This is a genomic window from Amycolatopsis alkalitolerans, assembly GCF_006152065.1.
In the GTDB taxonomy this organism is placed as follows: domain Bacteria; phylum Actinomycetota; class Actinomycetes; order Mycobacteriales; family Pseudonocardiaceae; genus Amycolatopsis_E; species Amycolatopsis_E alkalitolerans.
Map to the genome: position 1 here is coordinate 56,386 of NZ_VDFW01000008.1, position 24,258 is coordinate 80,643.

General features: G+C 71.4%; 27 protein-coding genes. 7 read left to right on the forward strand and 20 right to left on the reverse strand.

Going from position 1 to position 24,258, the window contains the following annotated elements; translation table 11 throughout:
• The first annotated feature begins 77 nt into the window (after positions 1–77).
• Both FG385_RS11840 and FG385_RS11845 read left to right on the forward strand, forming a co-directional pair.
• Positions 78–743: a DUF4097 family beta strand repeat-containing protein gene (locus FG385_RS11840; RefSeq protein WP_139096729.1), complete on the forward strand. Its 666-nt coding sequence runs from the start codon at positions 78–80 to the stop codon at positions 741–743.
• A 72-nt stretch (positions 744–815) separates the two neighbouring features.
• Positions 816–1,763 (forward strand): LysR family transcriptional regulator, encoded by a 948-nt coding sequence (locus FG385_RS11845; RefSeq protein ID WP_139096730.1) that lies wholly within the window; start codon positions 816–818, stop codon positions 1,761–1,763.
• On the opposite strand, the gene cuyB is transcribed toward FG385_RS11845, so the two are convergent.
• Together cuyB and cuyA are read right to left on the reverse strand one after the other, a co-directional pair.
• On the reverse strand, positions 1,723–2,451 hold the full coding sequence (gene cuyB, locus FG385_RS11850) for a cysteate racemase (protein WP_139096731.1): 729 nt from the start codon (positions 2,449–2,451) through the stop codon (positions 1,723–1,725). The genes FG385_RS11845 and cuyB overlap by 41 nt on opposite strands.
• Complete coding sequence (gene cuyA / locus FG385_RS11855; RefSeq protein ID WP_139096732.1) at positions 2,448–3,455, reverse strand: D-cysteate sulfo-lyase; 1,008 nt, start codon at positions 3,453–3,455, stop codon at positions 2,448–2,450. The genes cuyB and cuyA overlap by 4 nt, the downstream gene beginning before the upstream one ends.
• Positions 3,456–3,506: 51 nt before the next feature.
• On the opposite strand from cuyA, the gene FG385_RS33875 reads away from it, so the two are divergent.
• The 4 genes from FG385_RS33875 to FG385_RS11870 are packed head-to-tail and all read left to right on the forward strand — an operon-like array spanning position 3,507 to position 6,689.
• Complete coding sequence (locus FG385_RS33875; RefSeq protein ID WP_160148773.1) at positions 3,507–3,650, forward strand: hypothetical protein; 144 nt, start codon at positions 3,507–3,509, stop codon at positions 3,648–3,650.
• On the forward strand, positions 3,647–4,912 hold the full coding sequence (locus tag FG385_RS11860) for an amidohydrolase (protein ID WP_139096733.1): 1,266 nt from the start codon (positions 3,647–3,649) through the stop codon (positions 4,910–4,912). The genes FG385_RS33875 and FG385_RS11860 overlap by 4 nt, the downstream gene beginning before the upstream one ends.
• Positions 4,913–4,953: 41 nt before the next feature.
• Positions 4,954–5,184 carry a DUF3311 domain-containing protein gene (locus FG385_RS11865; RefSeq protein WP_139096734.1) on the forward strand — a complete coding sequence of 77 codons (231 nt, stop codon included), beginning with the start codon at positions 4,954–4,956 and terminating at the stop codon, positions 5,182–5,184.
• Complete coding sequence (locus FG385_RS11870) at positions 5,181–6,689, forward strand: sodium:solute symporter family protein (RefSeq protein WP_139096735.1); 1,509 nt, start codon at positions 5,181–5,183, stop codon at positions 6,687–6,689. Before FG385_RS11865 ends, FG385_RS11870 begins: the two co-directional genes overlap by 4 nt.
• Here the strand turns inward: FG385_RS11870 and FG385_RS11875 are convergent.
• The 6 genes from FG385_RS11875 to FG385_RS11900 all read right to left on the reverse strand — a co-directional run bounded on the left by FG385_RS11875 (position 6,686) and on the right by FG385_RS11900 (position 10,968).
• Positions 6,686–7,153 (reverse strand): XdhC family protein, encoded by a 468-nt coding sequence (locus FG385_RS11875; RefSeq protein WP_139096736.1) that lies wholly within the window; start codon positions 7,151–7,153, stop codon positions 6,686–6,688. The two genes, FG385_RS11870 and FG385_RS11875, sit on opposite strands and share 4 nt — an antisense overlap.
• 10 nt (positions 7,154–7,163) lie before the next feature.
• A complete protein-coding gene (locus tag FG385_RS11880) occupies positions 7,164–7,637 on the reverse strand; it encodes an NUDIX hydrolase (RefSeq protein WP_200834423.1) in 474 nt (157 codons plus the stop codon).
• A gap of 17 nt (positions 7,638–7,654) precedes the next feature.
• Positions 7,655–8,794, reverse strand: coding sequence for a glycosyltransferase family 4 protein (locus tag FG385_RS11885; protein ID WP_139096738.1), 1,140 nt, complete (start codon positions 8,792–8,794; stop codon positions 7,655–7,657).
• A complete protein-coding gene (locus tag FG385_RS11890) occupies positions 8,791–9,717 on the reverse strand; it encodes a phosphatidylinositol mannoside acyltransferase (RefSeq protein ID WP_139096739.1) in 927 nt (308 codons plus the stop codon). Before FG385_RS11890 ends, FG385_RS11885 begins: the two co-directional genes overlap by 4 nt.
• On the reverse strand, positions 9,714–10,325 hold the full coding sequence (pgsA, locus tag FG385_RS11895; protein WP_139096740.1) for a phosphatidylinositol phosphate synthase: 612 nt from the start codon (positions 10,323–10,325) through the stop codon (positions 9,714–9,716). Before pgsA ends, FG385_RS11890 begins: the two co-directional genes overlap by 4 nt.
• 103 nt (positions 10,326–10,428) lie before the next feature.
• A complete protein-coding gene (locus FG385_RS11900; protein WP_139096741.1) occupies positions 10,429–10,968 on the reverse strand; it encodes a MarR family winged helix-turn-helix transcriptional regulator in 540 nt (179 codons plus the stop codon).
• A 98-nt stretch (positions 10,969–11,066) separates the two neighbouring features.
• Here FG385_RS11900 and FG385_RS11905 point away from each other — a divergent pair, with 98 nt between their 5' ends.
• The gene (locus FG385_RS11905; RefSeq protein ID WP_139096742.1) at positions 11,067–11,609 is read left to right on the forward strand and encodes a YceI family protein; all 543 of its coding nucleotides are present in this window, start codon (positions 11,067–11,069) and stop codon (positions 11,607–11,609) included.
• A 48-nt stretch (positions 11,610–11,657) separates the two neighbouring features.
• On the opposite strand, the gene FG385_RS11910 is transcribed toward FG385_RS11905, so the two are convergent.
• The 12 genes from FG385_RS11910 to FG385_RS11965 all read right to left on the reverse strand — a co-directional run bounded on the left by FG385_RS11910 (position 11,658) and on the right by FG385_RS11965 (position 24,237).
• Positions 11,658–12,185: an HIT family protein gene (locus tag FG385_RS11910; RefSeq protein ID WP_139096743.1), complete on the reverse strand. Its 528-nt coding sequence runs from the start codon at positions 12,183–12,185 to the stop codon at positions 11,658–11,660.
• Positions 12,182–14,209, reverse strand: coding sequence for a threonine--tRNA ligase (gene thrS / locus FG385_RS11915; protein WP_139096744.1), 2,028 nt, complete (start codon positions 14,207–14,209; stop codon positions 12,182–12,184). Before thrS ends, FG385_RS11910 begins: the two co-directional genes overlap by 4 nt.
• Before the next feature lie 75 nt (positions 14,210–14,284).
• The gene (locus tag FG385_RS11920; RefSeq protein ID WP_139096745.1) at positions 14,285–14,911 is read right to left on the reverse strand and encodes a malonic semialdehyde reductase; all 627 of its coding nucleotides are present in this window, start codon (positions 14,909–14,911) and stop codon (positions 14,285–14,287) included.
• A 96-nt stretch (positions 14,912–15,007) separates the two neighbouring features.
• Positions 15,008–15,823 carry a glycoside hydrolase family 16 protein gene (locus FG385_RS11925; protein WP_139096746.1) on the reverse strand — a complete coding sequence of 272 codons (816 nt, stop codon included), beginning with the start codon at positions 15,821–15,823 and terminating at the stop codon, positions 15,008–15,010.
• A 34-nt stretch (positions 15,824–15,857) separates the two neighbouring features.
• Positions 15,858–16,712 carry a glycosyltransferase family 2 protein gene (locus FG385_RS11930; RefSeq protein ID WP_139096747.1) on the reverse strand — a complete coding sequence of 285 codons (855 nt, stop codon included), beginning with the start codon at positions 16,710–16,712 and terminating at the stop codon, positions 15,858–15,860.
• A 22-nt stretch (positions 16,713–16,734) separates the two neighbouring features.
• Positions 16,735–16,965 (reverse strand): hypothetical protein, encoded by a 231-nt coding sequence (locus FG385_RS11935; RefSeq protein ID WP_139096748.1) that lies wholly within the window; start codon positions 16,963–16,965, stop codon positions 16,735–16,737.
• The gene (locus tag FG385_RS11940; RefSeq protein WP_235022526.1) at positions 16,962–17,495 is read right to left on the reverse strand and encodes an acyltransferase; all 534 of its coding nucleotides are present in this window, start codon (positions 17,493–17,495) and stop codon (positions 16,962–16,964) included. Before FG385_RS11940 ends, FG385_RS11935 begins: the two co-directional genes overlap by 4 nt.
• Complete coding sequence (locus FG385_RS11945; protein WP_139096749.1) at positions 17,492–19,495, reverse strand: hypothetical protein; 2,004 nt, start codon at positions 19,493–19,495, stop codon at positions 17,492–17,494. Before FG385_RS11945 ends, FG385_RS11940 begins: the two co-directional genes overlap by 4 nt.
• The gene (locus FG385_RS11950; RefSeq protein ID WP_139096750.1) at positions 19,492–20,745 is read right to left on the reverse strand and encodes a lipopolysaccharide biosynthesis protein; all 1,254 of its coding nucleotides are present in this window, start codon (positions 20,743–20,745) and stop codon (positions 19,492–19,494) included. The genes FG385_RS11945 and FG385_RS11950 overlap by 4 nt, the downstream gene beginning before the upstream one ends.
• Positions 20,742–21,098 carry a hypothetical protein gene (locus tag FG385_RS11955; RefSeq protein WP_139096751.1) on the reverse strand — a complete coding sequence of 119 codons (357 nt, stop codon included), beginning with the start codon at positions 21,096–21,098 and terminating at the stop codon, positions 20,742–20,744. Before FG385_RS11955 ends, FG385_RS11950 begins: the two co-directional genes overlap by 4 nt.
• Before the next feature lie 33 nt (positions 21,099–21,131).
• Complete coding sequence (locus FG385_RS11960; RefSeq protein ID WP_139096752.1) at positions 21,132–23,294, reverse strand: glycosyltransferase; 2,163 nt, start codon at positions 23,292–23,294, stop codon at positions 21,132–21,134.
• Positions 23,281–24,237: a glycosyltransferase family 2 protein gene (locus FG385_RS11965; protein WP_235022527.1), complete on the reverse strand. Its 957-nt coding sequence runs from the start codon at positions 24,235–24,237 to the stop codon at positions 23,281–23,283. The genes FG385_RS11960 and FG385_RS11965 overlap by 14 nt, the downstream gene beginning before the upstream one ends.
• Between the last annotated feature and the right edge of the window lie 21 nt (positions 24,238–24,258).

The following is a 24,258-nucleotide window of genomic DNA, read 5'->3' on the forward strand; positions in this document are numbered from 1 at the left end:
GGACAGTGGCCGTCCGGTGTCAGGACGGCGGGCGAGTGTGGTTGTCGATCGCACCGACACCGACAGCAGGAGCCACGATGCACACGTTCGACACTCCCGCCCCGATCGCCGCCGTGCTGGACATTCCCGCCGGGCGCGTCCAGCTCGTCGCCACCGACCGCGCCGACACCACCGTCGAGGTCCGGCCCGCCGACCCGTCGAAGAGCCGCGACGTCAAAGCCGCGGAGCGGACCACCGCCACCTACGGCGACGGTGTTCTGCGGATCCGCACCTCGGAGTCCAAGAACCAGTACTTCGGGCCCTCGGGATCCCTGGAGGTCACCATCCAGCTGCCTGCCGGCTCGCGCGTCGAGGCCAGGGCCGCCGGCGCCGAAGTCCGCGGCGCCGGCCGCCTCGGCGACGTCGCCTTCGACGGCGCGTACCGCCAGATCAAGATCGACGAGGCGGCCAGCGTCCGCCTCACCGCGGTGGACGGGGACGTCGAAGTCGGCCGGCTGGACGGCCCCGCCCAGATCAGTACCACCAGGGGCGACATCCGCGTCGCCGAGGCCGTACGCGGCACGGTCGTGCTGCGCACCCAGTCCGGGGGCATCTCGGTCGCCGCCGCCGCCGGCGTCGCGGCCTCGCTGGACGCCGGTACCACCCACGGCCGCATCAGCAACGCCCTCAAGAACGACGGCGCCGCCGAACTCGACATCCACGCGACCACGGCCTACGGCGACATAGTCGCCCGCAGCCTCTGAAGCGCGGTCAGGCAGCCGGCTCGGCGGCCCGGGATCCGTTTGCCCAGCAAAGGCCGGGACTAGGCTCCGCACGTGGATGTCGCGTGGTTGGAGAGCCTGCTCGCACTGCTGGAGCACGGCAGCTTCACCCGGGCCGCCGAGGCTCTGCACATCAGCCAGCCGGCGTTCAGCAGGCGCATCCGCTCCCTGGAGCACTGGGCCGGTGCCGAGTTGGTGGACCGCTCGACGTTCCCGGTCTCGCTCACGCCGGCGGGAGTCAAGCTGCGGGCGCAGGCCCACGAGGTGGTAGCCAACCTGGCTGCCGTGCGCGACGAGGTGCGCGGGCGCCAGCTCATGCCCCGCGAGGCGGTGCGGCTGGCTATCAGCCACACGCTGGCCAGCCACTACTTCGCCGGGTGGTGGGCGGCGCTGACCGTGGACAAGCCCAGACTGACCTGTCTGCTGCTGCCCTCGAACAACCTCGACGCCTACGACGCGCTCCTGCACGGTGGCTGTGACCTGCTGCTGGCGTACGCCGATCCGGCGCAGCCGCTGGGCATCGACCGCAGCGAGGTCGAATCGCTGGTCGTGGCCAGGGAACGGTTGTCGCCCTACGCGCGGGCCAGGGACGGCGCGGCCGAGTACGCGCTGCCGGGCAGCCCGAACCGCCTGGTGCCGTTCGTGAGCCACGGCGCCGGGGCGTTCCTCGGCCGAGTCACCGACCGGCTGCTCGCCACGCGCCGCGCCTACCTGCGCCCGGTCGTGCAGAGTGACCTGACCTCGGCACTGGCGCAGCTGGTCCGTGCCGGTTTCGGGGTCGGCTGGCTGCCGGGGGTGCTCGCGCGGGACGACGTCGGCGCCGGCACACTGGCCCAGCTCGGCGGTCCGGAGTGGACGGCTGAGCTCGAGGTGCAGCTGCACCGCAACCGCCGGCAACGGGCCAACCCGCGCGCGGCCGAAGTCTGGGAGCTGGCGGCGCTGGACGCCGGCCGGCGAGGGGTCACCCCGCGCGATGAGCCTCCGCGCCCAGACACGTGGTGACCACGGCGACGGCGAGCTGCTCGGTGGGATCGACCAGGAGCGGCAGCCCCGCCCGGTCGCTGTCCCGCAGCGCCACGGGCAGCTCGGTGCAGGCCAGCACGACCGCGTCCACCGTGCCGCCCGCCAGTCGGCGGACCGCGGCCACCGCGTGGTCCCCCGCGGTGGCCAGCTCGCCCCGCTTGACGGCCCGGATGGCCGCGTCCACCTCGGCCTGCACCTCGGGACCCGGCTCGACGGGGCGGATACCTGCCGCGCGCAGCCGATCCTGGTAGAGCCGACTGTGCACGATTCCCCGGGTCCCCAGCAGCCCGACGGCACGCGGCGCCGTGCCGGCCCGGGTGAGGGCGCCGACCGTCTCCTCGATCATGTCGACGAACGGCAACCCGGTGTCGGCCACCAGGCGTGGCAGGAACACGTGTGCCGTGTTGCACGGCATCGCGGCAACCGTGACACCGAGTTCGCACAGCCGGCGGGCACCGGCCAGCATCGCCGGATACGGCCCGTCGGTGCCCTCGAGCACCGCGCTTACCCGGTCCGGCACCGTCGGGTCGGCCCAGATCACCACGCGGAGGTGCTCCTGGTCCCTGCTCGCGGGTGTGTGCTGGATCAGCCGGGCGTAGAAGTCCGCGGTGGCGGCCGGGCCCATGCCACCGAGAACGCCCACCAGATGGTCGGCCCGCGCGGTCACGACGGGGAGAACGTGTCGCGGTAGCCGAACAGCCCGGCGCTGCCACCGGTGTGCACGAACACCACGTTCTGGTCCGCCGCGAACCGCCCTTCGGCGATGTTGCCGAGCAACCCGGCGAAGCCCTTGCCGGAGTACACCGGGTCCAGCAGGATGCCCTCGGTGGTGGCCAGCAGGCGGACCGCGTCGACCATCGCGTCCGTCGGCACGCCGTAGCCGCCGCCCACCCACCGGTCGTCGACCAGCACCGCGTCGCGCGGAATCGCGTCCTCGGCGCCGAGCAGGGCCGCGGTGCGGCGCGCCAGATCGTGCACGGCCGCGCTCTGCTGGTCCTCCTTCTGCCGCACGCTGATGCCCAGCACCCTGGCGTCGCTGTGCCGCAACCGCAGGCCGGCGACAAGCCCGGCCTGGGTGCCGGTGCTGCCAGTGGCGTGGACGACCCAGTCGATCGGGACGGGTGCCGAGTCCAGTTCCGCGGCGCAACCGACGTAACCGAGCGCACCGGTGGGGTTGGACCCGCCGCCGGGAATGACGTACGGCCGCCGGCCTTCGGCGCGGAGCCGGTCCGCGAGGTCCTCCATCGCGGCCTGCATATCGGTGCCGGCCGGCAGCCGGTCGACGATCTCGGCGCCGAGGATCTCGTCGAGCAGGACGTTGCCCGACCGCTCGTAGTCCTCATCGCGTTCCTGGCGCCGCTCCAGCAGCAGCTTGCAGTCCATGCCGACCCGCGCGGCCGCCGCCGCGGTCTGGCGTGCGTGGTTGGATTGGGTGGCGCCCTGCGTGATGAGCGTGTCGGCGCCCTGCTGGTGCGCCTCGCCCACCAGGTACTCCAGCTTCCTGGTCTTGTTGCCGCCGGTGGCCAGGCCGGTGCAGTCGTCGCGCTTGATCCAGAGCGTCGGGACCTGCCGGTGTTCCGCGCGCAGCCGGTCGGTAAGCCGGCTCAGCGGCTCGAAGGGCGTCGGAAAATGCCCGAGCGCGCGCCGCGGGAACCGTGCCAGCTGAACCATCGTGACCCCTCATCGGTCGATCTCACCTGTGAGCGGCGTTCAGTCCACCGGATGGCGCTGCCGGTGTCCAATACGTTTCACGCAGCGATCATGCGTAACTCACATGACGCTGTCCCGGCCATTGACCAGCGCTTCCGCGAACGCCGACACTTCGCCCCGGCCATCCTGCCCGAGGACCACCTGGAGGATCGATGACCCCGTCGGCGAGCGTGGTCGATTTGCGTCGTGACTTCCACCGCCACCCCGAGGTCGGCTTCTGCGAGTTCCGCACGGCCAGCCGTGCCGCCGGCATCCTGGCCGATCTCGGCTGGGACGTCCTGGTGGGGGCCGACGCGATGGCGCCGGACTCCCGGCTGGGAGTGCCGGAGCCGACGGTGCTGGACGCGGCCTACCGGCGGGCCGCCCGCGACGGTGCCGACGACCGGTTCTTGCCTGCCATGCGCGGCGGGCTGACCGGTGTCCTGGCCACACTGCGCGGAAATCGTCCCGGCCCGGTCACGGCCCTGCGCGCCGACCTCGACGCCCTTCCGCTGGCCGAGTCCGCCGACGAGGCCCACCTCCCGGCGAGGGAGGGCTTCCGGTCCCTCTGGCCGGGCGCCATGCACGCGTGCGGCCACGACGGACACGTCGCGGTGGCGTTGACCATCGCGGGCCGGTTGGCCGACCGGGACTTCCCGGGCACGGTCCGGCTGGTGCTCCAGCCGGCGGAGGAGGGTGGCCGGGGGGCAGCCGCGATGGTCGAGGCCGGCGCCGTGGACGACGTCGACGTGTTCCTCGCCGCCCACCTCGGGCTCGGGTTGCCGACCGGCTCGGTCTGCCCCGCGATTCCGGGTCTGCTGGCGAACTCGAAGCTGCGCGCCACGTTCCACGGCACGGCGGCGCACGCCGCCATGGCGCCGGAACGCGGGCGGCACGCGCTGCTCGGAGCGGCGGCGGCCGCGGTCGCGGTGCACACCATGCCGCCCTACTCCGGTCACGAGACCAGGGTGAACGTCGGCATGCTGACCTCGGGCACCTCCAGCAACATCGTGCCGGACACGGCGGTGATGCTGCTGGAGACGCGGGCGGACGAGGGCGCCGTTAACGAGGAACTCGAACGCCGGGTGCGCGCCACGCTCACCGGCGCGGCCGGGATGTACGGGCTGGACCTGGACGTGGAGCTCGTCGGCTCGGTCACCACCGCGCCGAACGACCCGGACGTCGCGCGCGCGGTCGAGGCGGCGGCACGCGCGGCCGGCGCCACGGTGACCGGTCCTGGCGCCGGCATCGCCAGCGACGACGCCACCGCCTTCATGCGCCGGGTGCGGGCGCACGGCGGTGTGGCCGGTTACCTCGGTATCGGTGCGGACAGCCCGGCCCCGCACCACGCCACCCGGTTCGACATCGATGAGGCGGCCCTGCCGGTCGCGGTGAACGTACTGGACCGCGTCCTGCGCGGCGGACTCGACCTGAGCTGATCGTTTCGACCCGTCACCCCACCACGACCCTGGAGACGCTCATGACAACGCCGCGGACCCGATCGCGGGCGGGCAGGCACCGCCACCGCTTGCTGCTGCTCGTGCCGTACCTGTGGTCGGTAGCAGCCATCCCGCTGGTCAACAGCGTCCACGCCGCACCGCTCGGAGTGCCCCTGCTGCTGTGGTGGGCGCTGGCCGGAGTGGTCGTGACGACAGGCTGCCTCGGTGTGGTCTGGCGGCTGGACCGGGCCCGGGAGGTGACCGGCCGATGACCGCGATCCTGATCGCCCTGTTCGTCGTCGCCTTCACCACCGGCGCGTCGACCGCACTGGCCCGGCGCCGGCGCCGCATGGACCTGACCGAGTGGGCGGTCGGCGGCCGCAGCTTCGGCAGCTTCCTGCTCTGGTTCCTGTCGGCCGGCGAGATCTACACGACGTTCGCGTTCCTCGGCGCGGCCGGCTGGGCCTACGAGCACGGCGCTCCCGGCTTCTACGTGCTGGCGAACGCGCCGCTCGGCTACGTGCTGGGCTACTGGCTCCTGCCCAAGATCTGGCGAGCCGGGCACGAGCACGGTGTGCTGTCCCAGGGCGACTACCTGCGCGCCCGGTTCGGCACCCAATGGCTGGCCACGCTCGTCGCGGTCATCGGCGTGCTGGCCCTGGTTCCCTATGTCCAGGTGCAGCTGACCGGGCTGTCTTCGATCGTCAACGTGCTCTTCCACGGCACGGTGAGCAAACCGCTCGCGGTCGGGATCGGCGCCGTGGTGCTGGTGGTGTTCACCTTCACCGCCGGCCTGCGCTCGTCGGCGCTCGCATCGGTCGTGAAGGACGTGCTCGTGATCGCGGCCGTCGTGGCGATCGTCGTGACCATCGGGGCGGCCACCGGCCTCGGCGGAATCGCCGGCATCTTTCGTCATATGGACGCACTGCACCCGAGCTACGCGAACCTGCCGGGAATGAAGCCGGCGACCGGCCACACGTCGCTGTGGTTCATGTCGGCCCTGCTGATGACCAACATCGGCTACTGGATGTGGCCGCATTCGTTCCAGGCCAACCTCGCCGCGAAGGACGCCCACACCGTACGCCGCAATGCGGTCTTCCAGCCGCTCTACACATTGTCCTACTTCTTCGTCTTCGTGATCGGCTTCGCCGCGGTGCTCACCCTGCCGCACCTGACCACCTCCAACAACGCGCTGGTCTCGGTGGTCGCGAAGTACTATCCACAGTGGTTCGTCGGGCTGGTGGCCGCCACCGGTGTCCTGGTCGCCGTCGTACCGTCCACGGTCATGCTGCTGACGCTGGGCACGAGCGTGGCGCGCAACATCTACCGGCCGTCCGCGCGGCTTGGCGACCGGCACCGGCTGTGGGCCGGGCGGCTGGCGACGTTGCTCGGGGTGCTCGCGGCCGCCGACCTCACGCTCGGTTCCAACAAGACGATCGTCGGCCTGCTGCTCATCGCCTACAGCGGTATCGCCCAGATCGGACCGGGCATCATCGCCTCGCTCGCCTGGCGGCGTACGACCACCTGGGGTGTCGCCGCCGGCTCGGTCACCGGCGTGGTCCTGATCGCGGTGCCGCAGATCTCCACCTGGTGGCACCGGGTGTCCACGATGGAGATCGGCTTCGCGGCCCTGCTGGTCAACGGCCTGGTCGTGGTGGTGGTGAGCCTGGTTACCCGGGCCCCGGCGCGCGAGCACATCGCCGTGGGCCTTCCGGACGCGCCGGAGGCCGTGCCCGTGCCGGCGACTTCGGCACCTGCGGGCCGCGACTCCGTCTAGAAGTGGAAGCCGCCCGGGCGGTTGTTGCGGTCGGCGAGGAGGCCGGCCAGCGTGGCGAGCGCGATCTCCGGTGGGGTGCGGGAGCCGATGTTGAGGCCGATCGGCCGGTGCACGCGGTCGATCTGCTCCGCCGGGACGCCGAGCTGTTTGAGGGCTTCGACGTGCGGGCCGGGGTGACGGGGGTTGCCCATGACGCCGACCCAGCGGACCGGGTACGCGAGCACGTCACGCAGCACTTCACCGAGTTCGTCGCGATGGTGGTCGGTGACGACCACGTCGGTGGTGGCGTCGAGCGCGGGCAGCGTGCCGTTCTTCGGGTCGTGGAGCACGGTGCGGTAGCCCAGGTCGGCCGCGTACTTCAGCAGGTACCCGGCGACCGGGCCGTCGAACACCGCCACCAGGGTGCGGGTCTCGGTCGGCGCCTCGGCTTCGCCGTGGGCGACCGCGCAAGCAGGGTCAGTCATGCCCCCAAAGCTACAACTGGGGCTCGACGATTTCGAAGTACTGCGGCTGCGGCGCCGTTCCCGCGAGCTTGAAATAGCGCACCTTGCGCCGCCGGCGCAAGGCGAGCGTGTCGCGGACGGCGTCGTTGTGCACGCGCCGGGCGATGACGACGCGGTATTCGGCGTCGGCCAGCTCGTCGGCCAGCCGCGGCGGCAGCTCTTCGCGCCGGACCGACGCCAGGAGCTTCGTGAGCTCGTTCTCGGTGTCTTCGCGCTCGGCTCGGGGCGCGGCCTCCGCGGTGTCCGCGGCCTGCAGCACGGCCGCGGCCTCGTCACCGTTCAGCACGCCCGCGGCGACTGTGCGGGCGACGACCGCACGCCGGGCGAGGGCGGCGTCGAGGGCGGCCCAGCCCGCATCGAGCCGGACGTGCAGGCGGTCGAGCCGGTTCGCGGTCGCCACCAGGAAGAGCCCGCCGAGGACGATGATCGCGGCGAGCAGCGCCATGAGTGCCACGAACCAGGTCACGAGGGCACCTCTTGCGCGCTGACCCGCCGCGGGTCGGCGGCCACGGCCGTCTCGTAGACCCGCAGCACCTGCGTGACCACGACGGACCAGTCGTACATCGTGACCCGCTCCCCCGCGGCGGCGACCAGCGACGAGCGGCGGGCCGGGTCGGAGAGCAGCTCGCGCAGGGCGTCGGAGAGCGCACCCGCGTCACCAGCCGGGAACAGGACACCGGCACGGCCGTCGTCGAGCACCCGGCGGAACGAGTCGAGCGCGCTCGCGGCCACCGCGGTGCCCGCGGCCATCGCCTCGGTGAGGATCATGCCGAAGCTTTCGCCGCCGAGGTTGGGCGCGCAGTACACGTCGACGCTGCGCAGCGCGCGCGCCTTCATCGCGTCGTCGACCTGACCCAGCAGTTCGACATGCGGCGCCAGCTCCGGCCCGGCCATCCGCCGCAGCTCCTCGGGTTCGCCGCGGCCGACGACGAGCAGCTTCAGTTCGGGGTACTCGGGCAGGATCCGGCGCGCCGCGTCGAGCAGGACGGCCATGCCCTTACGGGGTTCGGTGAACCGCCCGACGAACCCGAGAGTGCCGCCCGCGCGCGGGTAACCGTCCAAAGGGGACGCCCGCGCGAAGAACTCCGCGTCGACCCCGTTCGGGATCTCCACGGCGTCCCCGCCGGAATGTTCGACCTGGACCCGCCGCGCCAGCGCGGAAACCGCGATCCGGGCGGTGATCTTCTCCAGCAGCGGCCGCAGCACCGGCTGGAACGCCGAGAGCGTCCGCGACCGCGGGGTGGAGGTGTGGAAGGTCGCGACGATCGGGCCGTCGGCGACCTTGAGCGCGAGCAGCGACAGGCTCGGCGCGGTCGGCTCGTGCAGATGCAGCACGTCGAAGCTGCCCTCACGCAGCCAGCGGCGCACCCGCGCGTAGGACACGGGGCCGAACTGCAGCCGCGCGACCGAGCCGTTGTAGGGGATGCCGAGCGCCTTGCCCGCGGGGTGCACGAACTCCGGCAGATCCGCGTCCTCGTCGGCGGGGGCGAGCACGGAGACTTCGTGCCCGCGTTCGATAAGCGCACGGGCGAGGTCGACGATGTGCCCCTGCACGCCACCGGGGACGTCGAAGGAGTAGGGGCAGACGATGCCGATCTTCACCCGGCCGCCGCCTCCTCGGCCGCGGGCTCCGGCTCGGCGTCGCCGAAGTCGGCGGTCCACAGCTTCTGCAGCATGTGCCAGTCGGCGGGATGCGCGGCGATGTCCCCGGCGAAGATGTCGGCCATCGCCTGCACCGCGGCGGGGATCTCGGCGCGCGCGGTGACGCGGATCCGCGGGTGTATGCGCGCGGCCCAGCCGTCATCGGTGAACCACACGCCGACCGGCAGCAGGGCCGCTCCGGTGCTCAGCGCGAGACGCGCCGCGCCGGGCGGCATCCTCGTCCGCTCGCCGAAGAACTCCACCGGCACCCCGGAGCCCGCCAGGTCACGGTCGCCGACCAGGCAGACGACCTTGTTCTCGCGCAGGCGTTGCAGCAGCAGCCGGAACGGGCCCGTACCGCCGGAAGCCGGTACGAGCTCGAACCCGAGCGACTCCCGGTAGGCCACGAACCGGCGAAACACCGACTCGGGCCGCAACCGTTCGACGACGGTGGTGAACGAGCCGGCATAGCCGACCAGCCACAGGCCCGCGACGTCCCAGTTGCCCATATGCGGCAGCACGACCACGGCCCCGTTGCCCTCGGTCAGCGCGGCCTCGAGGTTCTCCACCCCGGTGAGCGCGCTCTGGAACCGCCCGCGCACGGCGTCGACGTCCATCGTGGGCAGGCGGAAGGCTTCCAGCCAGTACCGCGTGTAGGACCGCATCGCCTGCCGGGTCAGCTCGTCGAGTTCGGCCTGGCCCGCCTGCGGTACGACCCGGGCGAGGTTCTTGCGTAGCTGCCGTACGCCGGGCCCGCGCCGGCGCGTGGCGAAGTCGGCACCCAGCCCGAAGGCGGCATCGGCGAACCCCGGCGGCAGGCGCCGGGCCAGCCGCCAGCCGGCGGCATAGGCGAGGTCGCTCGCGCGCTGGGTGAACGCACTCACGGGCGCGCCTCCCGCGCGGACGCGGCGAGCGAGAACATCCGCTGCGCCAGGGTCACCGCGGACAGCACCGCGAGCAGCCATTGGGAGCCCTCGACCGCGTACGGCACGTGCAGGCCCTGCAGGCCGGTCCCGACCAGCGCGATGATCAGCCGCTCGGCGCGTTCGATCAGGCCGCCGTCGGCCGAGAGCCCCGAGGCCTCGGCGCGCGCCTTGACGTAGGAGATGACCTGGCCCAGCACCAGGGAAATGAGCGTCGCGGCGGCGGCCCGCGAGTTGCCCCAGTCGGCGAAGCACCACCAGGCGATCGACGCGAACAGGGCGCCGTCGACGAGCCTGTCGCAGGTCGCGTCCAGCGCCGCGCCGAACCGGGTGCCGTGCCCGCGAGCGCGCGCGATCGCGCCGTCGAGCAGGTCGAGCATGGCGAAGCCCCACACGGTGAACGTGCCCCACAGCAGCATCCCCGTCGGGAAGAAGCCGATGGCGCACGCGATGGCGCCCACCGTGCCGATCGCGGTCATGACATTCGGTGTGATACCGGCACGCAGCAGCACGTGGGCGAGGGGATCGAGGGCGCGGGACACCGACGCGCGCGCGAAGATGTTCAGCATCAGATCTGGGGAGGAGGGGCCGGTTTGCTCATCGCTGTCAAGGTCACCTGGCTGCGGAATCGGTTATGTGGTCGAGCGCAGCCTATCCACCTGTCACCAGGCATTAACGCCCCGGCGCGCCCAAGCGGGCCGAGCAGCGTGCCGAACCGGCGTCGACGGAGTCCTCCTCGGCGATCGCGGCGGCGCAGGGTGCGCTCAGCTGGTTACGAACCGTGCGCATCACCTCACCGAGGGCGCGCACCTGCTCGGGGGTCAGCACGTCGAAGAGGGCCTGGCGAACGGCCTCGACGTGACCGGGGGCGGCGGCCTGGATCGCGGCGAAGCCTTCCGCGGTCAGCCTCGCGAAGGCGCCGCGCTTGTCTGTCGCGCAGTGGTCCCGGCGGACCCAGCCGTTGTCCTCCAGGCGGGCCACCGCATGCGAGAGCCGGCTGCGGGACGAACGGCACCGCTCCGCCAGTTCGCTCATGCGCAGGGTGTGGCCGGGCTCCTCGGAAAGTGCGGCGAGCACCTCGTAGTAGGTGTGTGGCATGCCGGAGTCGCGCTGGAGCTGACTTTCGACGTGCCCGCGCACCATGTCCACGGCCGCCATGAAGTCGCGCCAGACGCGCTGCTCCTCGTCGCTGAGCCATCGAGTTCCCGCCATACGGACGATTCTACCCGTTGTTGAGCTCTCAACCAGAATTCGGTAGGCTCGTGGTTGAGAGCTCAATTGGTAGCACAGGTCAAACAAGAGGAGACCCCATGAGCGCACCCACCACCGAGATCCCAGGCTACGTCGCGGGGACCTGGAAACTCGACGGAGCCCACTCCGACGTCACCTTCGTCGTCCGGCACCTGGGCGTGTCCAAGGTCCGCGGCCGGTTCGACCAGGTCGAGACGACCATCGTGACCGCGGAGAACGTGCTGGACTCGACGGTGACCACGACCATCCACGCCACCAGCGTCGACACCAACAACGAGCAGCGCGACGGCCACGTCCGCAGCGCGGACTTCCTGGATGCCGAGAACTTCCCGACGATCACCTTCACCTCGACCGGGGTCCGCGCCGACGACGGCGACTTCTTCATCGACGGTGACCTGACCCTCCACGGCGTCACCAGGCCGGTCACGCTGGCCGCCGAACTCGGTGGCTTCGGGGACAGCCCGAACGGCAAGGTCCTGGGCGTCTCCGCCTCGACCGAGATCAACCGCGGCGACTTCGCCGTCGGCGCCGGCGTGCCGGGCGCGGTGGTCAGCGACAAGATCAAGATCGAACTGGACATCGAGGCCGGTCTGCAGGACTGAGCCACGGGCACGAGGGCCGGCTTCCGCGCGCGGACGGCCGGCCCTCGTTCATTTCCAGGCGTCGGCCAGCAGCGCGCGGGTCTCCCCCAGCAACTGAGGCAGCACCTTCGTGTGCCCGATGACCGGCATGAAGTTCGCGTCGCCGCCCCAGCGGGGCACGACGTGCTGGTGCAGATGCTCGGCGATACCGGCGCCCGCGATCGGGCCCTGGTTCATCCCGATGTTGAACCCGTGCGCACCCGAGACCGAGCGGATCACCTTCATCGCGTGCTGGGTGAACTCCGCCAGCTCCGCGGTCTCCTCGGCGGTCAGGTCCGGGTAGTCCGCGATGTGCCGGTACGGCAGCACCATCAGATGCCCGGGGTTGTACGGGTACAGGTTCAGCACCGCCCACACGTGCTCACCGCGCGCGATGATCAGCGCTTCCTCGTCGGGCAGGCCGAGCAGCCGGCAGAACGGGCAGCCCTCCGACTTCTCCTGGTTCTGCACGTACGCGAGGCGATGCGGGGTCCACAGCCGCTGCAATGCGTCGGAGACCCCGGCGCCGTCCTGGGGAACGAGTTCGGGCTCACTCACCCGAGAACCGCCCCGAATGCTTCGGCGGTCGGCGAACTGTTCTCGCGGCGGGCGATCCAGTCCGCGATCGCCTCGACGGCGTCGGCCACCGGGACGGCGTTGATCTGCCCGCCGTCGCGGAACCGGAACGACACCGCGCCCGCCTCGACGTCCTTGCCGCCCGCGAGCAGCAGGAACGGCACCTTCTGCGTGGTGTGGGTGCGGATCTTCTTCTGCATCCGGTCGTCACTCGTATCGACCTCGACGCGGATTCCCTTGGCGCGCAAGGCCTTCTCCACCGACCGCAGATGGTCGACATGCTCGTCGGCGATCGGGATGCCGACCACCTGGACCGGGGCGAGCCACGCCGGGAACGCGCCCGCGTAATGCTCGGTGAGCACCCCGAAGAACCGCTCGATCGACCCGAACAGCGCGCGGTGGATCACCACCGGCTGCTTGCGGCTCCCGTCGGCCGCGGCGTACTGCAACTCGAACCGCTTGGGGTGGTTGAAGTCGAGCTGGATGGTCGACATCTGCCAAGACCGGCCGATCGCGTCCTTGGCCTGCACCGAGATCTTCGGGCCGTAGTAGGCCGCGCCGCCGGGGTCCGGCACGAGGTCAAGGCCCGAGTCGACGGCCGCCTGCCGCAGCGTCTCGGTGGCCTGTTCCCATTCGTCGTCGCTGCCGATGAACTTGTCGCTGTCGCCGCGGGTGGACAGTTCCAGATAGAAGTCCGACAGGCCGTAGTCGGCGAGCAGGTCGAGCACGAACCGCAGCAGCGACCGCAGCTCACCGGGCATCTGCTCCTGGGTGCAGTAGATATGCGAGTCGTCCATGGTCAGCCCGCGCACCCGGGTCAGCCCGTGCACCACCCCGGACTTCTCGTAGCGGTAAACCGTGCCGAACTCGAACAGCCGCAGCGGCAGCTCCCGGTAGGAGCGTCCGCGCGAGCGGAAGATCAGGTGGTGCATCGGGCAGTTCATCGCCTTGAGGTAGTACTCCTCGTCCTCCAGGCGCAATGGCGGGAACATGGTGTCCGCGTAGTAGGGCAGATGACCGGAGGTGTAGAACAGCCCGCTCTTGGTGATGTGGGGCGTGTTCACGAACTCGTAGCCGGACTCCTCGTGGCGGCGCCGCGAGTAGTTCTCCAGCTCGCGCCGGATGATGCCGCCCTTGGGGTGGAACACCGGGAGGCCGGAGCCGATCTCCTCGGGAAAGGAGAACAGGTCCAGCTCCGCGCCGAGCCGGCGATGGTCGCGTCGCTCGGCCTCGGCGATCCGCTCCAGGTACTGCTCCTGCGCTTCGCCGGACTCCCACGCGGTGCCGTAGATCCGTTGCAGCTGCGGGTTCTTCTCGTCCCCGCGCCAGTACGCGGCGGCGACGCGGGTCAGCTTGAACGCCGGGATGTACTTGGTGGTCGGCACGTGCGGGCCGCGGCACAGATCGCTCCAGACGCGTTCCTTGGTGCGCGGGTCGAGGTTGTCGTAGATCGTAAGTTCCCCGCCGCCGACCTCCATCACCTCGGAGGTGTCCACTTCGGACTTGAGGTCGACCAGCTCGAGCTTGAACGGCTCGTCGGCCAGTTCCTCGCGGGCGGCCTCGACCGAGTCCACCACCCGGCGCGAGAACTGCTGCGCGCCCTTGACGATCTGCTTCATGCGCTTCTCCAGCGCCTGCAGATCCTCGGGGGTGAACGGGGTGTCGACCTGGAAGTCGTAGTAGAACCCGTCCTTGACCGGCGGCCCGATACCGAGCTTCGCCTTGGGGAACTGCTGCTGGACGGCCTGGGCGAGGACGTGCGCGGCGGAGTGCCGGATGACACTGCGGCCGTCCTCGGTGTTCGCGGCGACGGGCTCGACCTGGGTGCCGGCCTCGGGCGCCCAGGCCAGATCGCGCAGGCGGCCCTCGGCGTCACGGACGACCACGATCGCGTCCGCGCCCTTCGTCGGCAGGCCCGCGTCGCGAACGGCTGCTCCCGCCGTGGTCCCGGCCGGTACCACCACGCTCGGCGCGGGTGCGGCTGCGACGGACGACGGCTGGTTCACGATGGGCTCCCTCGAACGAAGTGGGTACCCACCGATGCTATCCGCCGCCCGCCGGCCGGCTGCGGTCAGGGAGACTCAGACAGTCTCCACGACCTCGTCGTAGTCGAGGCGGGGCAGGCGGTCGAACCAGGGGTTCTCGCCCGGCTTGCCGACGTTCACCACGACGAGCGACTTCCACTTGGTGCCGCCGAAGAACTCGGCGTCGAGCCCGGCGTTGTCGAACCCGGTCATCGGGCCGGCGGCCAGGCCCGCGGCGCGGACGCCGATGATGAAGTAGCCGACCTGCAGCAGCGAGTTCAGCCGCGCGAAGCCCTCGCGGCCCGCCTCGCTGCCGGAGAACATGTCCCTGGCGTCCGGCTTGTGCGGGAAGGTCTTCGGCAGGTTCTCGTGGAAGTCGGTGTCCGCGGCCAGCACGACGGCGACCGGGGCGCTGGCGGTCTTGGCGCGGTTACCCTCGGCCATGTGCTTGACCAGCCGCTCCTTGCCCTCCGGGCTGCGCACCACCAGCGCGCGCAGCGGCTGGGTGTTCATCGACGTCGGCGCCCACTTGACGAGGTCGTAGATCGCCTGGAGCTGCTCGTCGGTCACCGGCTCGTCGCTGAAGCTGTTGGCCGTGCGGGCCTCGCGGAACAGCAGATCCTGGACGTCGTGCGGGACGTTGAGCGCGCCGGCCAGAGCGGCCGGGCTGGCTGTGGAGGTCATTGGGTCTCCCCTTCGGGGCATTGGGAATGCGTCACCTCTGCCCAACCTAGTTGAGCGCTTGACTATTTCGCACCTTCCGTGTGTCGGTCGTCACGCTCAGCGGTAGATGCGCACCCAGTCGATCTGCACCGAGGACTGCAGCGGGATACCCGGATGCTTGCGGTTGTAATTCTGCTGGATCACCAGATGCATCGGCTTCTGGGGGATGAACGGCCGGTCGAGGTAGGCGCCCCACGGCTGGCCGTCGAGGTAGAGCGTGATCCGGTCGGGCTGCCAGTCCACCGCGTAGTTGTGCCATTGCGTCATGTCGAACCGGTGGCTCTGGTAGTAGCCGCCGTCGGTGTTGCCGGGACCGTGCAGCCAGCTTTGCACGTACTGCCGCGCCGTGTCGTACTCCTCGGCGAAGTCGATCTCGCCGGTTGCGGCCCAGTTCGCGTCGTCGGCGGGCCAGAGCAGGAACACCGGGTTGAAACCGGCGTCGGCGGGCGCGGGGAAACGGGCACGGACCTCCCAGCGGCCGAAGGTCCGGTTCTGCTTCCAGGCCATGCCGCAGGTGGTACCGGCCGCGTTCGCCAGGCCCGTGATCGTCAGCACCCCTCCCGAGACGCTGCACTGCTTCGCGCTCAGCGTCTCCTTCGACGCCGCGTTGTAGCCGTCGTAGACGCGCCAGCGGGTCGTGTCGACCTTCGCGCCGTCGAACTCGTCACCGTCGATGCGCTGCCAGCCGAGGTTGAGCGCCGCTTCGCCGGTGGACGGGCGGGTGGGGATCACGCTCGGCAGGCTCGACCCCAGCGTCGGTGCCGCCTCCTGCGCGTCGGACGAGCCGAATCGCTCCGCGGTGGCCCGCACCGCGAACACCGCACCGACGGCCAGGAGGGCACCGACCACGAGGACGATCACTCGGCGTTTCACCCGCGTCAAAATACCTCCCCCGATCGGGTGGCCGTCACCGGATCGGCGGGTTTCCCTCGCGTTCCGCCTGCACCTTGGCAAGCAGGAACAACGCTTGGCGGCGCAACCGTGCCCCTGGCGCCTTCGCGACCCCGACGAGACGGTCTCGCCGCCGCACCGGCCAGTCGGGGGAAGCCGCCAGGGACTCGCTGAGGCTGCGCTGCTCCGCGTACTCCGCGCGCTGCGCCTGGGAGGACACCGAACCGCGGCCGACGCGGAACGCGGCCAGCGAGTCCCGCATCCCGAAGAAGTCGCCGAACTCGAGCAACCGGATCCACAGCGCGAGGTCCATCGGGAACCGCCACCGCGCGTCGAAGCCGCCGACCTCGTCGAAATGCTCGCGGCGGAACAGCGCGCCGCCCGGTTCGCCCAGCGGATTGCCGCCGTGGCGGACGATCTTGCGGATCACCTCGGCGTTCCGCTGCCTGCCCAGCAGCCCGCGCAGCCCGCGGTTGCGGCTGATCGGCCGGGCCTCCTCGTTGATCAGATCGCGGCGGCTGCACACGAGCGCGAGCCCCGGATCGGTCGCGAGCACCGTGGACTGGTGTTCGAGACAGTGCGGGTGCAGCAGGTCGTCCGCGCACAGCAGCTTCACCAGCGGCGCGGTGGTTTCCGCGACGGCCCGGTTCCAGTTGTCTGCCAGCGGCAGCACCTTTTCGTTGCGCACCACGCGAAGCCGGGGGTCGGTGAACCCCGCGAGGATCTCGGGCGTGCGGTCGGTGGAGGCGTTGTCCAGCACGACGAGCTCGAATCCGGTGAAAGTCTGCGACAGGACGCTGCGCACCGCGTCGGCGAGGTACCGCTCGGCCTGGTAAGCGGGAACGCAGACGGACACCGCGGGTGTACTCACGACGATTCCTCCTGACCTGTCCTCATGACGTCAGCCCGGCCACGATCCGCCACACCGCGCCGATCACGGTCGCCACGGTGAGCGCCAGCGCCACGATGTCGAGCGTGCGGATGCGGCTCGTGCGCGCGCTGGCCGAGTCGGTCGAGCGGCGGCCGACCGCGAGTTCCTTGAGCACGGTGCGCACGATCAGCACGCCCAGCAGCGCCACCCCGAAGAGCGCCGTGACGAGCGTGAGCACATCCGCCGGGTTCATGTGGCGACGCTCGTCTCACGCACGAGCCGGGCCGGGACCCCGGCGTACACCCCCGGCACCGGGCAGTCTCTGGTCACCACCGCGCCGGCGGCGATCACCACGTCGTCGGCGATCGTGACGCCGGGCAGGATCTGGGCGCGCGCACCGACCCACACCCGGTCCCCGATCCGGACCGCGCGGCCCTCGGACACGCGCGACACGGTGCCGTCGGGCATCCTCGGGTGGTGCGAGGTGACGATCATCGCCTGCGGGCCGAACTGGCAGGCCTCACCGATCCGGATCGGGGCCACCGGCTCCAGGTAGCACTCGGCGTTGACGAAGGTCCGCCTGCCGATCTCGAGGTTGCGCATCGATCCGTACACGCGCAGGCCGGGAAAGATGTTGCCGGAGCGCACCCGCGCGCCGAGCAGCCGGTAACCCGCCAGCCGCAGCGGGCGCGGCATGAGCGCGCTGCCCAGCACGCCGTTGACCACCGCGCCGACGGTCATCGCCCACAGCTCGATCCGCACCTGCCCCGCCAGCCTGCTCACCCTGTTCCTCCACCACTGCCTTGCACGTTGTCCTCCGCCGGGACGGTCCTGGCCAGCACCAGCGATCCGTCGTCGCTGAACGCGAGCCGGTACAGACCGGTGCCCTCCAGGCCCTTCACCAGCCGGTCACCGTAGTCCGCCGGCACACCGTCGAAGATCTTCAGGTACGCGAGCTGGGGCCCGGTCAGCACGAGATAGTCCGGCCCCGACTCGCGGATGCACCCGACAAGGGGATCCAGCTGGTCCAGCCGCGTGCAGTAACCGTCCACTTCGTACTGGGACACCTCGCCGACCCGCATGAACGACAGCGGGACCGAGTTCACCAGCGAATCCACCCGCTGCCCCGGCTGGGCCTGCTCGACGGCCCAGGTCGCGGCGGCGATGTCGCTGCGGGTGAAGCTCGTGTACGCGTCGTTGCCGCCGCGCGCGGTCACGGTCGAGGCGATCAGCCCGGTGAGCACGACCCACGGGATGGCGGCCAGCGCGATGGTCCGGCCGGGGCGGTTGTGCCAGCGCATCCGGCGCGCGCTCGTGGCGGCCCGTTCCAGCGCGATCGCCGCCGGCAGTGCGACGATCGGCAGCGAATACAGGAAGCAGCGCATGAACACTTCGCCGCCGTAGGGCTGGGCGACCGCGATGCCGAACGGGGCGAGGCACAGCACGGGAAGCAGCCAGGATCGCAGTGCGTCCCGGCGCATCAGCCAGATGCCCGCCGCCCCGAGCGCCAGCACGAACAGGGTGACCGCGACGCGCACGACGAGCACGATCAGATGCCCGGTGCCGCCGGCGAACCGGTTGACGATGCCCTCGTCGACCGAGGAACTGACGTCGCCGAACGGGCTGAGGATCATCTGGATCAGCTGCCCGCTCCAGAACTCCGAGGCACCGAGGGAGAACCACACGACGGCGGCGCCGAGAACGAGGAACGGCAGCCACGCCGGCCACAGCCGCCCGAACAGCAGCAGCAACAGCAGCAGCGCGCCGAGCAGGAACGGCGTGAGCTGATGGGTGAACGAGAGCGCGATCCCGATCAGTACCACCGCGCCCTGGGCGACCAGCCGCGCCTTCGGACTCGATCGCGGCGCCAGCCGCGCGCGCAGCCGGGCTTTCACGGACTCGGTCAGCCGAGGCCGGATCAGGTGGCGGAAGGTCAGCGTGAGCGCCGCGAGCAGCAGCACCATCGCGACGGCCTGCGGGGAGAAGTAGTCCTGCTCGGTCCAGTCCGCGGCGAGGAACAGCCACGGCGCGATCCAGGACGCGCGGCGGTTGCCCAGTGCCGAGACCGCCAGCGCCCGCACGCCGAGCACCATCAGCCCGGACAGCACGACCGGAGCCCAGTTCAGCAGCGGAACCGCGTCGGGGATCCCGGCGGCCTTGGTGATCATCGCGACGAGCGAGAAGAACCCGGCCCAGGAGAACCGCGCGTCGTAGTTGTGCAGGATGTCGCCGTGCGTGGCGATGTAGTCGGCGAACCCGACGTGCAGCCAGCCGACGGGCAGCCGCGCGACCTGTTCGACCGCGGGCTGCAGGCCGTAGACGAACACGACACCGAGCAGCGTGTACGCGGACAGGAACCAGGTGCGCGGGGTGTAGCGCAGCAGTTCCAGCACGACCGCGGCGACCAGCACCGGGTACGACAGCAGGGTCGGGATCGACAACTCGGCGACGAGACCCATCCCGCCGATCTCCGAGGGCGGGATCGGGTGCAGCCCGACGACCCACAGGATCAGCGCGACCCCGGCGAGCGCCGGCCCGAAGAACGGATCGCCCAGGAACGCCGGACGTCCCGCGCCCGTCCCGAGCCGCGGCTGCGACTCGACCGCGCGGCGCGGCGGCCGGGCGTCCTCGGGCGGGGGCGCGAGCTTCCCGGCGGCCGGGATGTAGCGCGTCGGGCCGCCGCTTGACGGCGGGTAGTGCACGGGCTCGTTGCGGCCCGGGTAGCGGCGGATGGGCCGGTTCGGGCGGAAAGGCCGCAGCAACCGGGTCGGCAGGTTCGTCACCGTCGTACCCCCGGCAGCCGGGTGCGCAGGTCCGCCAGCACCACGACGGCGAGAACTCCTTGCGCGACAAGCATTCCCGCGCCGAACGCGAACTGGCTCGGCATCACCAGGGCCAGCACGACGGCGGCCAGCGCGGTCACCGCGTGCAGTGCCGCGACCCCGAGCCCGCGGCCCGACGCGAGGTGCACGGCGACGCCGAGCACGACGGCCAGCCGCGGCAACTGGGCGACGAGCAGGATGCGGAGCAGGTCGGCGCCCTGGGTGTACTCGCGGCCGAAGATCGCCAGCAGCACGCCCGCCAGCACTCCGCCGATCAGCAGGAGCGGCGCGAAGACCAGGACGAGCCGCCCGCCGGCTTCGCGGACCAGACCGCGGGCCTGGCCGGGTTCCGCGGACAGCCGGACGACCAGCGGGTTGACGAACGCGGTGGCGGCCACGTCGAGCGCGTTGATCGCGGTCCAGACGACGAAGAACACGGCGTTCGCCTCGGCGCCGAACCGGTGCAGGATGATCAGCGGCACCAGGTTGTACAGCACCACCAGGCAGACCGTCGCCGGATAGGTCGGCGCGAGCAGCCGCACGAGTTCCCGCCGGTCCGGCAGTTCGCCCGGGCCGGGGCCGGGCCGCACGCGGCGGAACACCAGCACGGTCACCACGGCGACGCCGAGCACGGTCGGCACCATCCACGACAGCACCAGCCCGAGCGAACCGATCACCGGGGCGAGCCCGCCGAGCAGGGCCAGCCGCAGCACGCTGAACGAGCCGTTCTCGACCGGGACCCAGCGGGCCTGGCCGAGTCCGGTCAGTACCGAATCCTGGAACTGGAACAGCGTCCAGCCGACCGCGGCCGGGATGAACAGCAGGACACCCGCCGGGAGCCGGTCCACGACCTCGGCACCCGCCGGCACGAGCACGAACACCGCCGATCCGGCGAGGCCGCCGAGCAGGACCGCGAGATAGCCGCGGGCGAGCAGCCGTCGGTTGTGCGCGCCGGAACGCGGCAGCCAGCGCAGGATCGCCGGCCCCAGCCCGAGTTCCGCGACCCCCGCGATGAGCAGGAATCCCGACACGAACGCGGACGTGTCACCGACTTCGGCCGCGGGCAGCAGGTGGGCGGCGAGCACCCAGCCGATCATCCCGGCGACGGCGGTGATCGCGGCACTCGCCGACAGGGCGAGCCCGTCGGCGACGACCCCTTTCGCCGAGCCCCGCCTGGGAGCGGTCTCCGCCTCATTGCCTGCCTGCGTCACGGCACGCTCCGCGGGCGGCTCCGCAGCACGTGATGCGCCAGCAATGCCGCCGTCGCGAACACCAGGCCCAGCACGGCGGCCTCCGGATGCCAGGCATGCGTCAGCACGAGCGCCTGCGACACCACGAGGCCGACCGACAGCGAGAGCCCGACCGCGCCGATCCAGGTGACCGACAGGTGCCGGACGTTGACGTAGGAGATGAGCGCCCAGCCCGGCGCCGTCCCGGTGAACAAGAGCACCGCGATCGTGCGGACCGGAGTGTGCAGGTTCAGCACGATCAGGAGGGCGGTGACGAAACAGACACCGAGGAGGCAGTACGCCGTGATCCGCCGGATCCTGAGCTGCTCGGCCACTGCCTTCCTTCCATCAAACCCGTCGGCGATTCTCTACCGGGGGCCCGAACGGGCGTCCACGCGGTGCCGCTTCCACGCCCGCGCCAGCGCAAGCGGGCCGCTGAGCATGCCATAGCGCTCGTCGCGGCGCAGCTGCCGAAGCCGGGACCGGGCCGCGCGATCCGACAGCGGCAGCTCCGGGCTCCGCGAGCGCAGCCGCGCGAGCCCGCGCGGGAGCCGCGCCAGGATCGAGAACACGCCGATCGGCCGCCGTAGCACGGAAAGCAGCAGCATCGCCGAAAGGCCGACGCCGTAGCCGCGCATCTGCTCGCGCAGTTCGAGCCAGCCGGCCCGGTGGGTGTGCCGGGCGACCGCGTGCGGGGTGTAGACGACCGTGCCGCCGGCGCGGGCCAGGCGCACGAACAGGTCCAGGTCCTCCCCCGCCATCGCTGGGGTGCCCGCGCCCAGCAACGGATCGAAACCGCGCAGGCCCTCGAACGTCGAGCGGCGCCAGGTCGTGCAGCTGCCCGGGCCGTAGCGCGCCATCGACAGCGGATACAGCGGGTCCTCGCCGACCGTCTCGCGGTCGAGCCGCTGGCGGCGCACCGTGTGGCTGTAGCCCTTGAGCCGTTCGAACAGCACCTCGGCGTCGGTCTCCAGGCTCGCCGGGAGCACCATCGCCGTCACGCAGCCCACCTCGGGATCGGCGACGAACTCCTCGGCGACCGCGTCGAACCAGCCGGGTTCGACGCTGATGTTCTCGTCGAGGAACGCGACGAAATCACCGGTGCTCGCCGCCGCACCGGTGTTGCGCGCGACGCTCACCCCTTTGCGCGGTTCGACCAGATAGTGGGCGCCGAGCTTCTCCACCTCCTCGCGCAGCCAATCGTCCCCGTCCGGACCGGGCGGGAAGTTGTCCACCACGATGACGTCCAGCTTCGGATAACCGGCGGCGAGCGCGGCGCGCACGCTGGCCAGCGCCTGGCCCTTGCGGTGCGCGGTCGGGACCACGACGCTGATCAGCGGCCGCTCGAACCCCGATTTCGCCGGTGTGGCAGGGATTCCGGTGCCGATCAGGTCGAGCCGGACCACCCCGTCGCGCACCGGGAGCAGCACCACGTCGAGGGTGCGCCGCCCGTCGCGGACGAGTAGCTGCGCCGCGCGGTAGTGCCCGACCGAGCGCGGCGGGACCCGCAGCCGCGCGGGCATGTTGTGGACGTCGACGGCCGCGACGTGCACCGGGCCGTGCACGAGTTTCGGCCTGCTGGACCGGATCCTCAGCCGCTTGCGGCTCAGCTTGCCACGGACGTAGCCCGCCGCCGTCGCGCCGACGACGAGGAACAGCGCGAACAACCCCGGCGTTCGCGGCAGCCGGAAAAGCTCGCGCAGCATCGCGGCCGGGATGACCCGGCGCAGGTAGTCGCGCTCGGTGGCCAGCGCCGCGTCCGCGCCGACCGACCGCGACACCAGGGCCTTCGACACGCCTTCGCCCCAGCCGCGGTGACGCAGGTAGCGCCAGGTGAGCCGGTCCGGGGTGACGCGGTGGCGCACGACCGACGACGGGCGGAACAGGACGAGCGAATCGGGGGAAGCGTGGTGGAGCCGGATGCACAGTTCGGTTTCCTCGCAGCCCAGCGGGGTGCGGCCGACCCGGCCCAGATCCTCGGTGAACAACCCGGCCAGCTCGAACACCTCGCGGCGGAACGACATGTTGCAGCCCATGAGGTTCCGCACCGGCGCCTCGGCCTCGGGCTGGCCGGTGTACGTGCAGCCGACGACCCAGTCGAGCTCGCCGGTGCCGCTACCCCGCGCGGGCAGCAGCGGCGAGCGGTGCCCGTCCGGCCACACCGGCCGCGCCGAGCCGCCGACGCCGAGCACCCGCGGATCCCGGTAGCCGGCGAGCAGTTCCTCGAGCCAGTCGGGTTCGGGCACGGCGTCGTCGTCGAGGAACACGATCACCTCGCCCTTGGCGAGTTCGATCGCGGTGTTGCGCGCCCCCGACAGCCCGCGCCGCCCCGAGTTCGCGACCACCAGCACGTCGTCGAACTCCGCGGCCGCCCGCTGTTCGAACGCCGGGTTGTGGTCGACCACGAGGATGATCTCGCCCGCGGGCGCGGTCTGGGCCCGCACCGCCACGAGCGCCGCGACCACGTCGTCCCAGCGTCGCTCGGTGTAGGCACAGATCACGACAGTGGTCGCGGGATCAGGCTCTCCCACCCAAGCCCCCTCCCCGCCGGACAACCGCCGTGAGGGACCCCCTCATGCCCGAATCGGCCGTGAGGGACCCCCTCACGGCACTACTCGCTTCGGGGGGAAGGAGTTCGCCGAACCGGCGGGTACGGCGCTGCCTGCCGACGCGCTGCCATTCCGCGACGAGGGTGCGCAGCACGCGGCCTCCGTCGGAGAACGTGCGCAGGTTCGTCTCGCCGTGAATGCGCTTTCGCTCCACGCTCGGCACCTCGGTGATCCACAGTCCGAGCGCCGCGACCCGGCAGTTGATCACTGTCTCGATCTCGAACCCGTCGCCCCAGGCCATCGCCTGCCCGGGCGGGTCGAACACCGGTGGGAGCGCCAGTCCCGGCACCAGATCGCGCCAGAACGCGTTGTAGCCGTAGCAGAGATCGGTGAACCCGCCGCTGAACAGGGTGTTGCTCAGCCGGTTCAGACCGGAGTTGCCCGCCGCGCGCAGGGCGGTGATGTCATGGCTGCCGCCGCCCGCGGTGAACCGGCTGCCCTTCGCGAAGTCCGCGCCGCCGACGAGCGCGTCGACGAACCGCGGGATCTCCGCCGGGTCGGCCGAGCCGTCCGCGTCGAACATGACGATCACGTCCCCGGAGGCGGCCTGGAACCCGCACGCGAGCGCGTTTCCCTTGCCACGCCGGGTTTGCTGGATGACGCGGACGCCGGGCAGTGCCTCGTGCGCGGCCTGGAGCGTGTCGTCGTGCGAGTGCCCGTCGACGACGAGCACCTCGTGCACCGGCGGCAACTCGGGCAGCACGAGCCGCAGGTTCTCCGCCTCGTTCTTGGCCGGCACCACGATGGTCACCTCGGGTTCGAGGCGGCGCTTCGGGACGCGCCGAGACGCGCGGGCGATCGCGTCGCCGAGGTTCTCGAACTCGGGCCGGCCGGTGAACGAGCGTGGGGAGTCGGTGATCGTCACGTGATGGTTCCTCACGGGGCG

What these genes read in the sequence shown, in the direction of transcription:
- FG385_RS11870 (WP_139096735.1), top strand. Translation starts at nt 5,181, where the DNA reads ATGACCGCGATCCTGATCGCCCTGTTCGTCGTCGCCTTCACCACCGGC.
- FG385_RS11865 (WP_139096734.1), top strand. Translation starts at nt 4,954, where the DNA reads ATGACAACGCCGCGGACCCGATCGCGGGCGGGCAGGCACCGCCACCGC.
- cuyA (WP_139096732.1), bottom strand. Translation starts at nt 3,455, where the DNA reads ATGGTTCAGCTGGCACGGTTCCCGCGGCGCGCGCTCGGGCATTTTCCG.
- FG385_RS11920 (WP_139096745.1), bottom strand. Translation starts at nt 14,911, where the DNA reads ATGACCTCCACAGCCAGCCCGGCCGCTCTGGCCGGCGCGCTCAACGTC.
- FG385_RS11900 (WP_139096741.1), bottom strand. Translation starts at nt 10,968, where the DNA reads ATGGCGGGAACTCGATGGCTCAGCGACGAGGAGCAGCGCGTCTGGCGC.
- FG385_RS11840 (WP_139096729.1), top strand. Translation starts at nt 78, where the DNA reads ATGCACACGTTCGACACTCCCGCCCCGATCGCCGCCGTGCTGGACATT.
- FG385_RS11905 (WP_139096742.1), top strand. Translation starts at nt 11,067, where the DNA reads ATGAGCGCACCCACCACCGAGATCCCAGGCTACGTCGCGGGGACCTGG.
- FG385_RS33875 (WP_160148773.1), top strand. Translation starts at nt 3,507, where the DNA reads ATGGCGCTGCCGGTGTCCAATACGTTTCACGCAGCGATCATGCGTAAC.
- FG385_RS11875 (WP_139096736.1), bottom strand. Translation starts at nt 7,153, where the DNA reads ATGACTGACCCTGCTTGCGCGGTCGCCCACGGCGAAGCCGAGGCGCCG.
- pgsA (WP_139096740.1), bottom strand. Translation starts at nt 10,325, where the DNA reads ATGCTGAACATCTTCGCGCGCGCGTCGGTGTCCCGCGCCCTCGATCCC.
- FG385_RS11860 (WP_139096733.1), top strand. Translation starts at nt 3,647, where the DNA reads ATGACCCCGTCGGCGAGCGTGGTCGATTTGCGTCGTGACTTCCACCGC.
- FG385_RS11880 (WP_200834423.1), bottom strand. Translation starts at nt 7,637, where the DNA reads ATGGCGCTGCTCGCCGCGATCATCGTCCTCGGCGGGCTCTTCCTGGTG.
- FG385_RS11935 (WP_139096748.1), bottom strand. Translation starts at nt 16,965, where the DNA reads ATGAACCCGGCGGATGTGCTCACGCTCGTCACGGCGCTCTTCGGGGTG.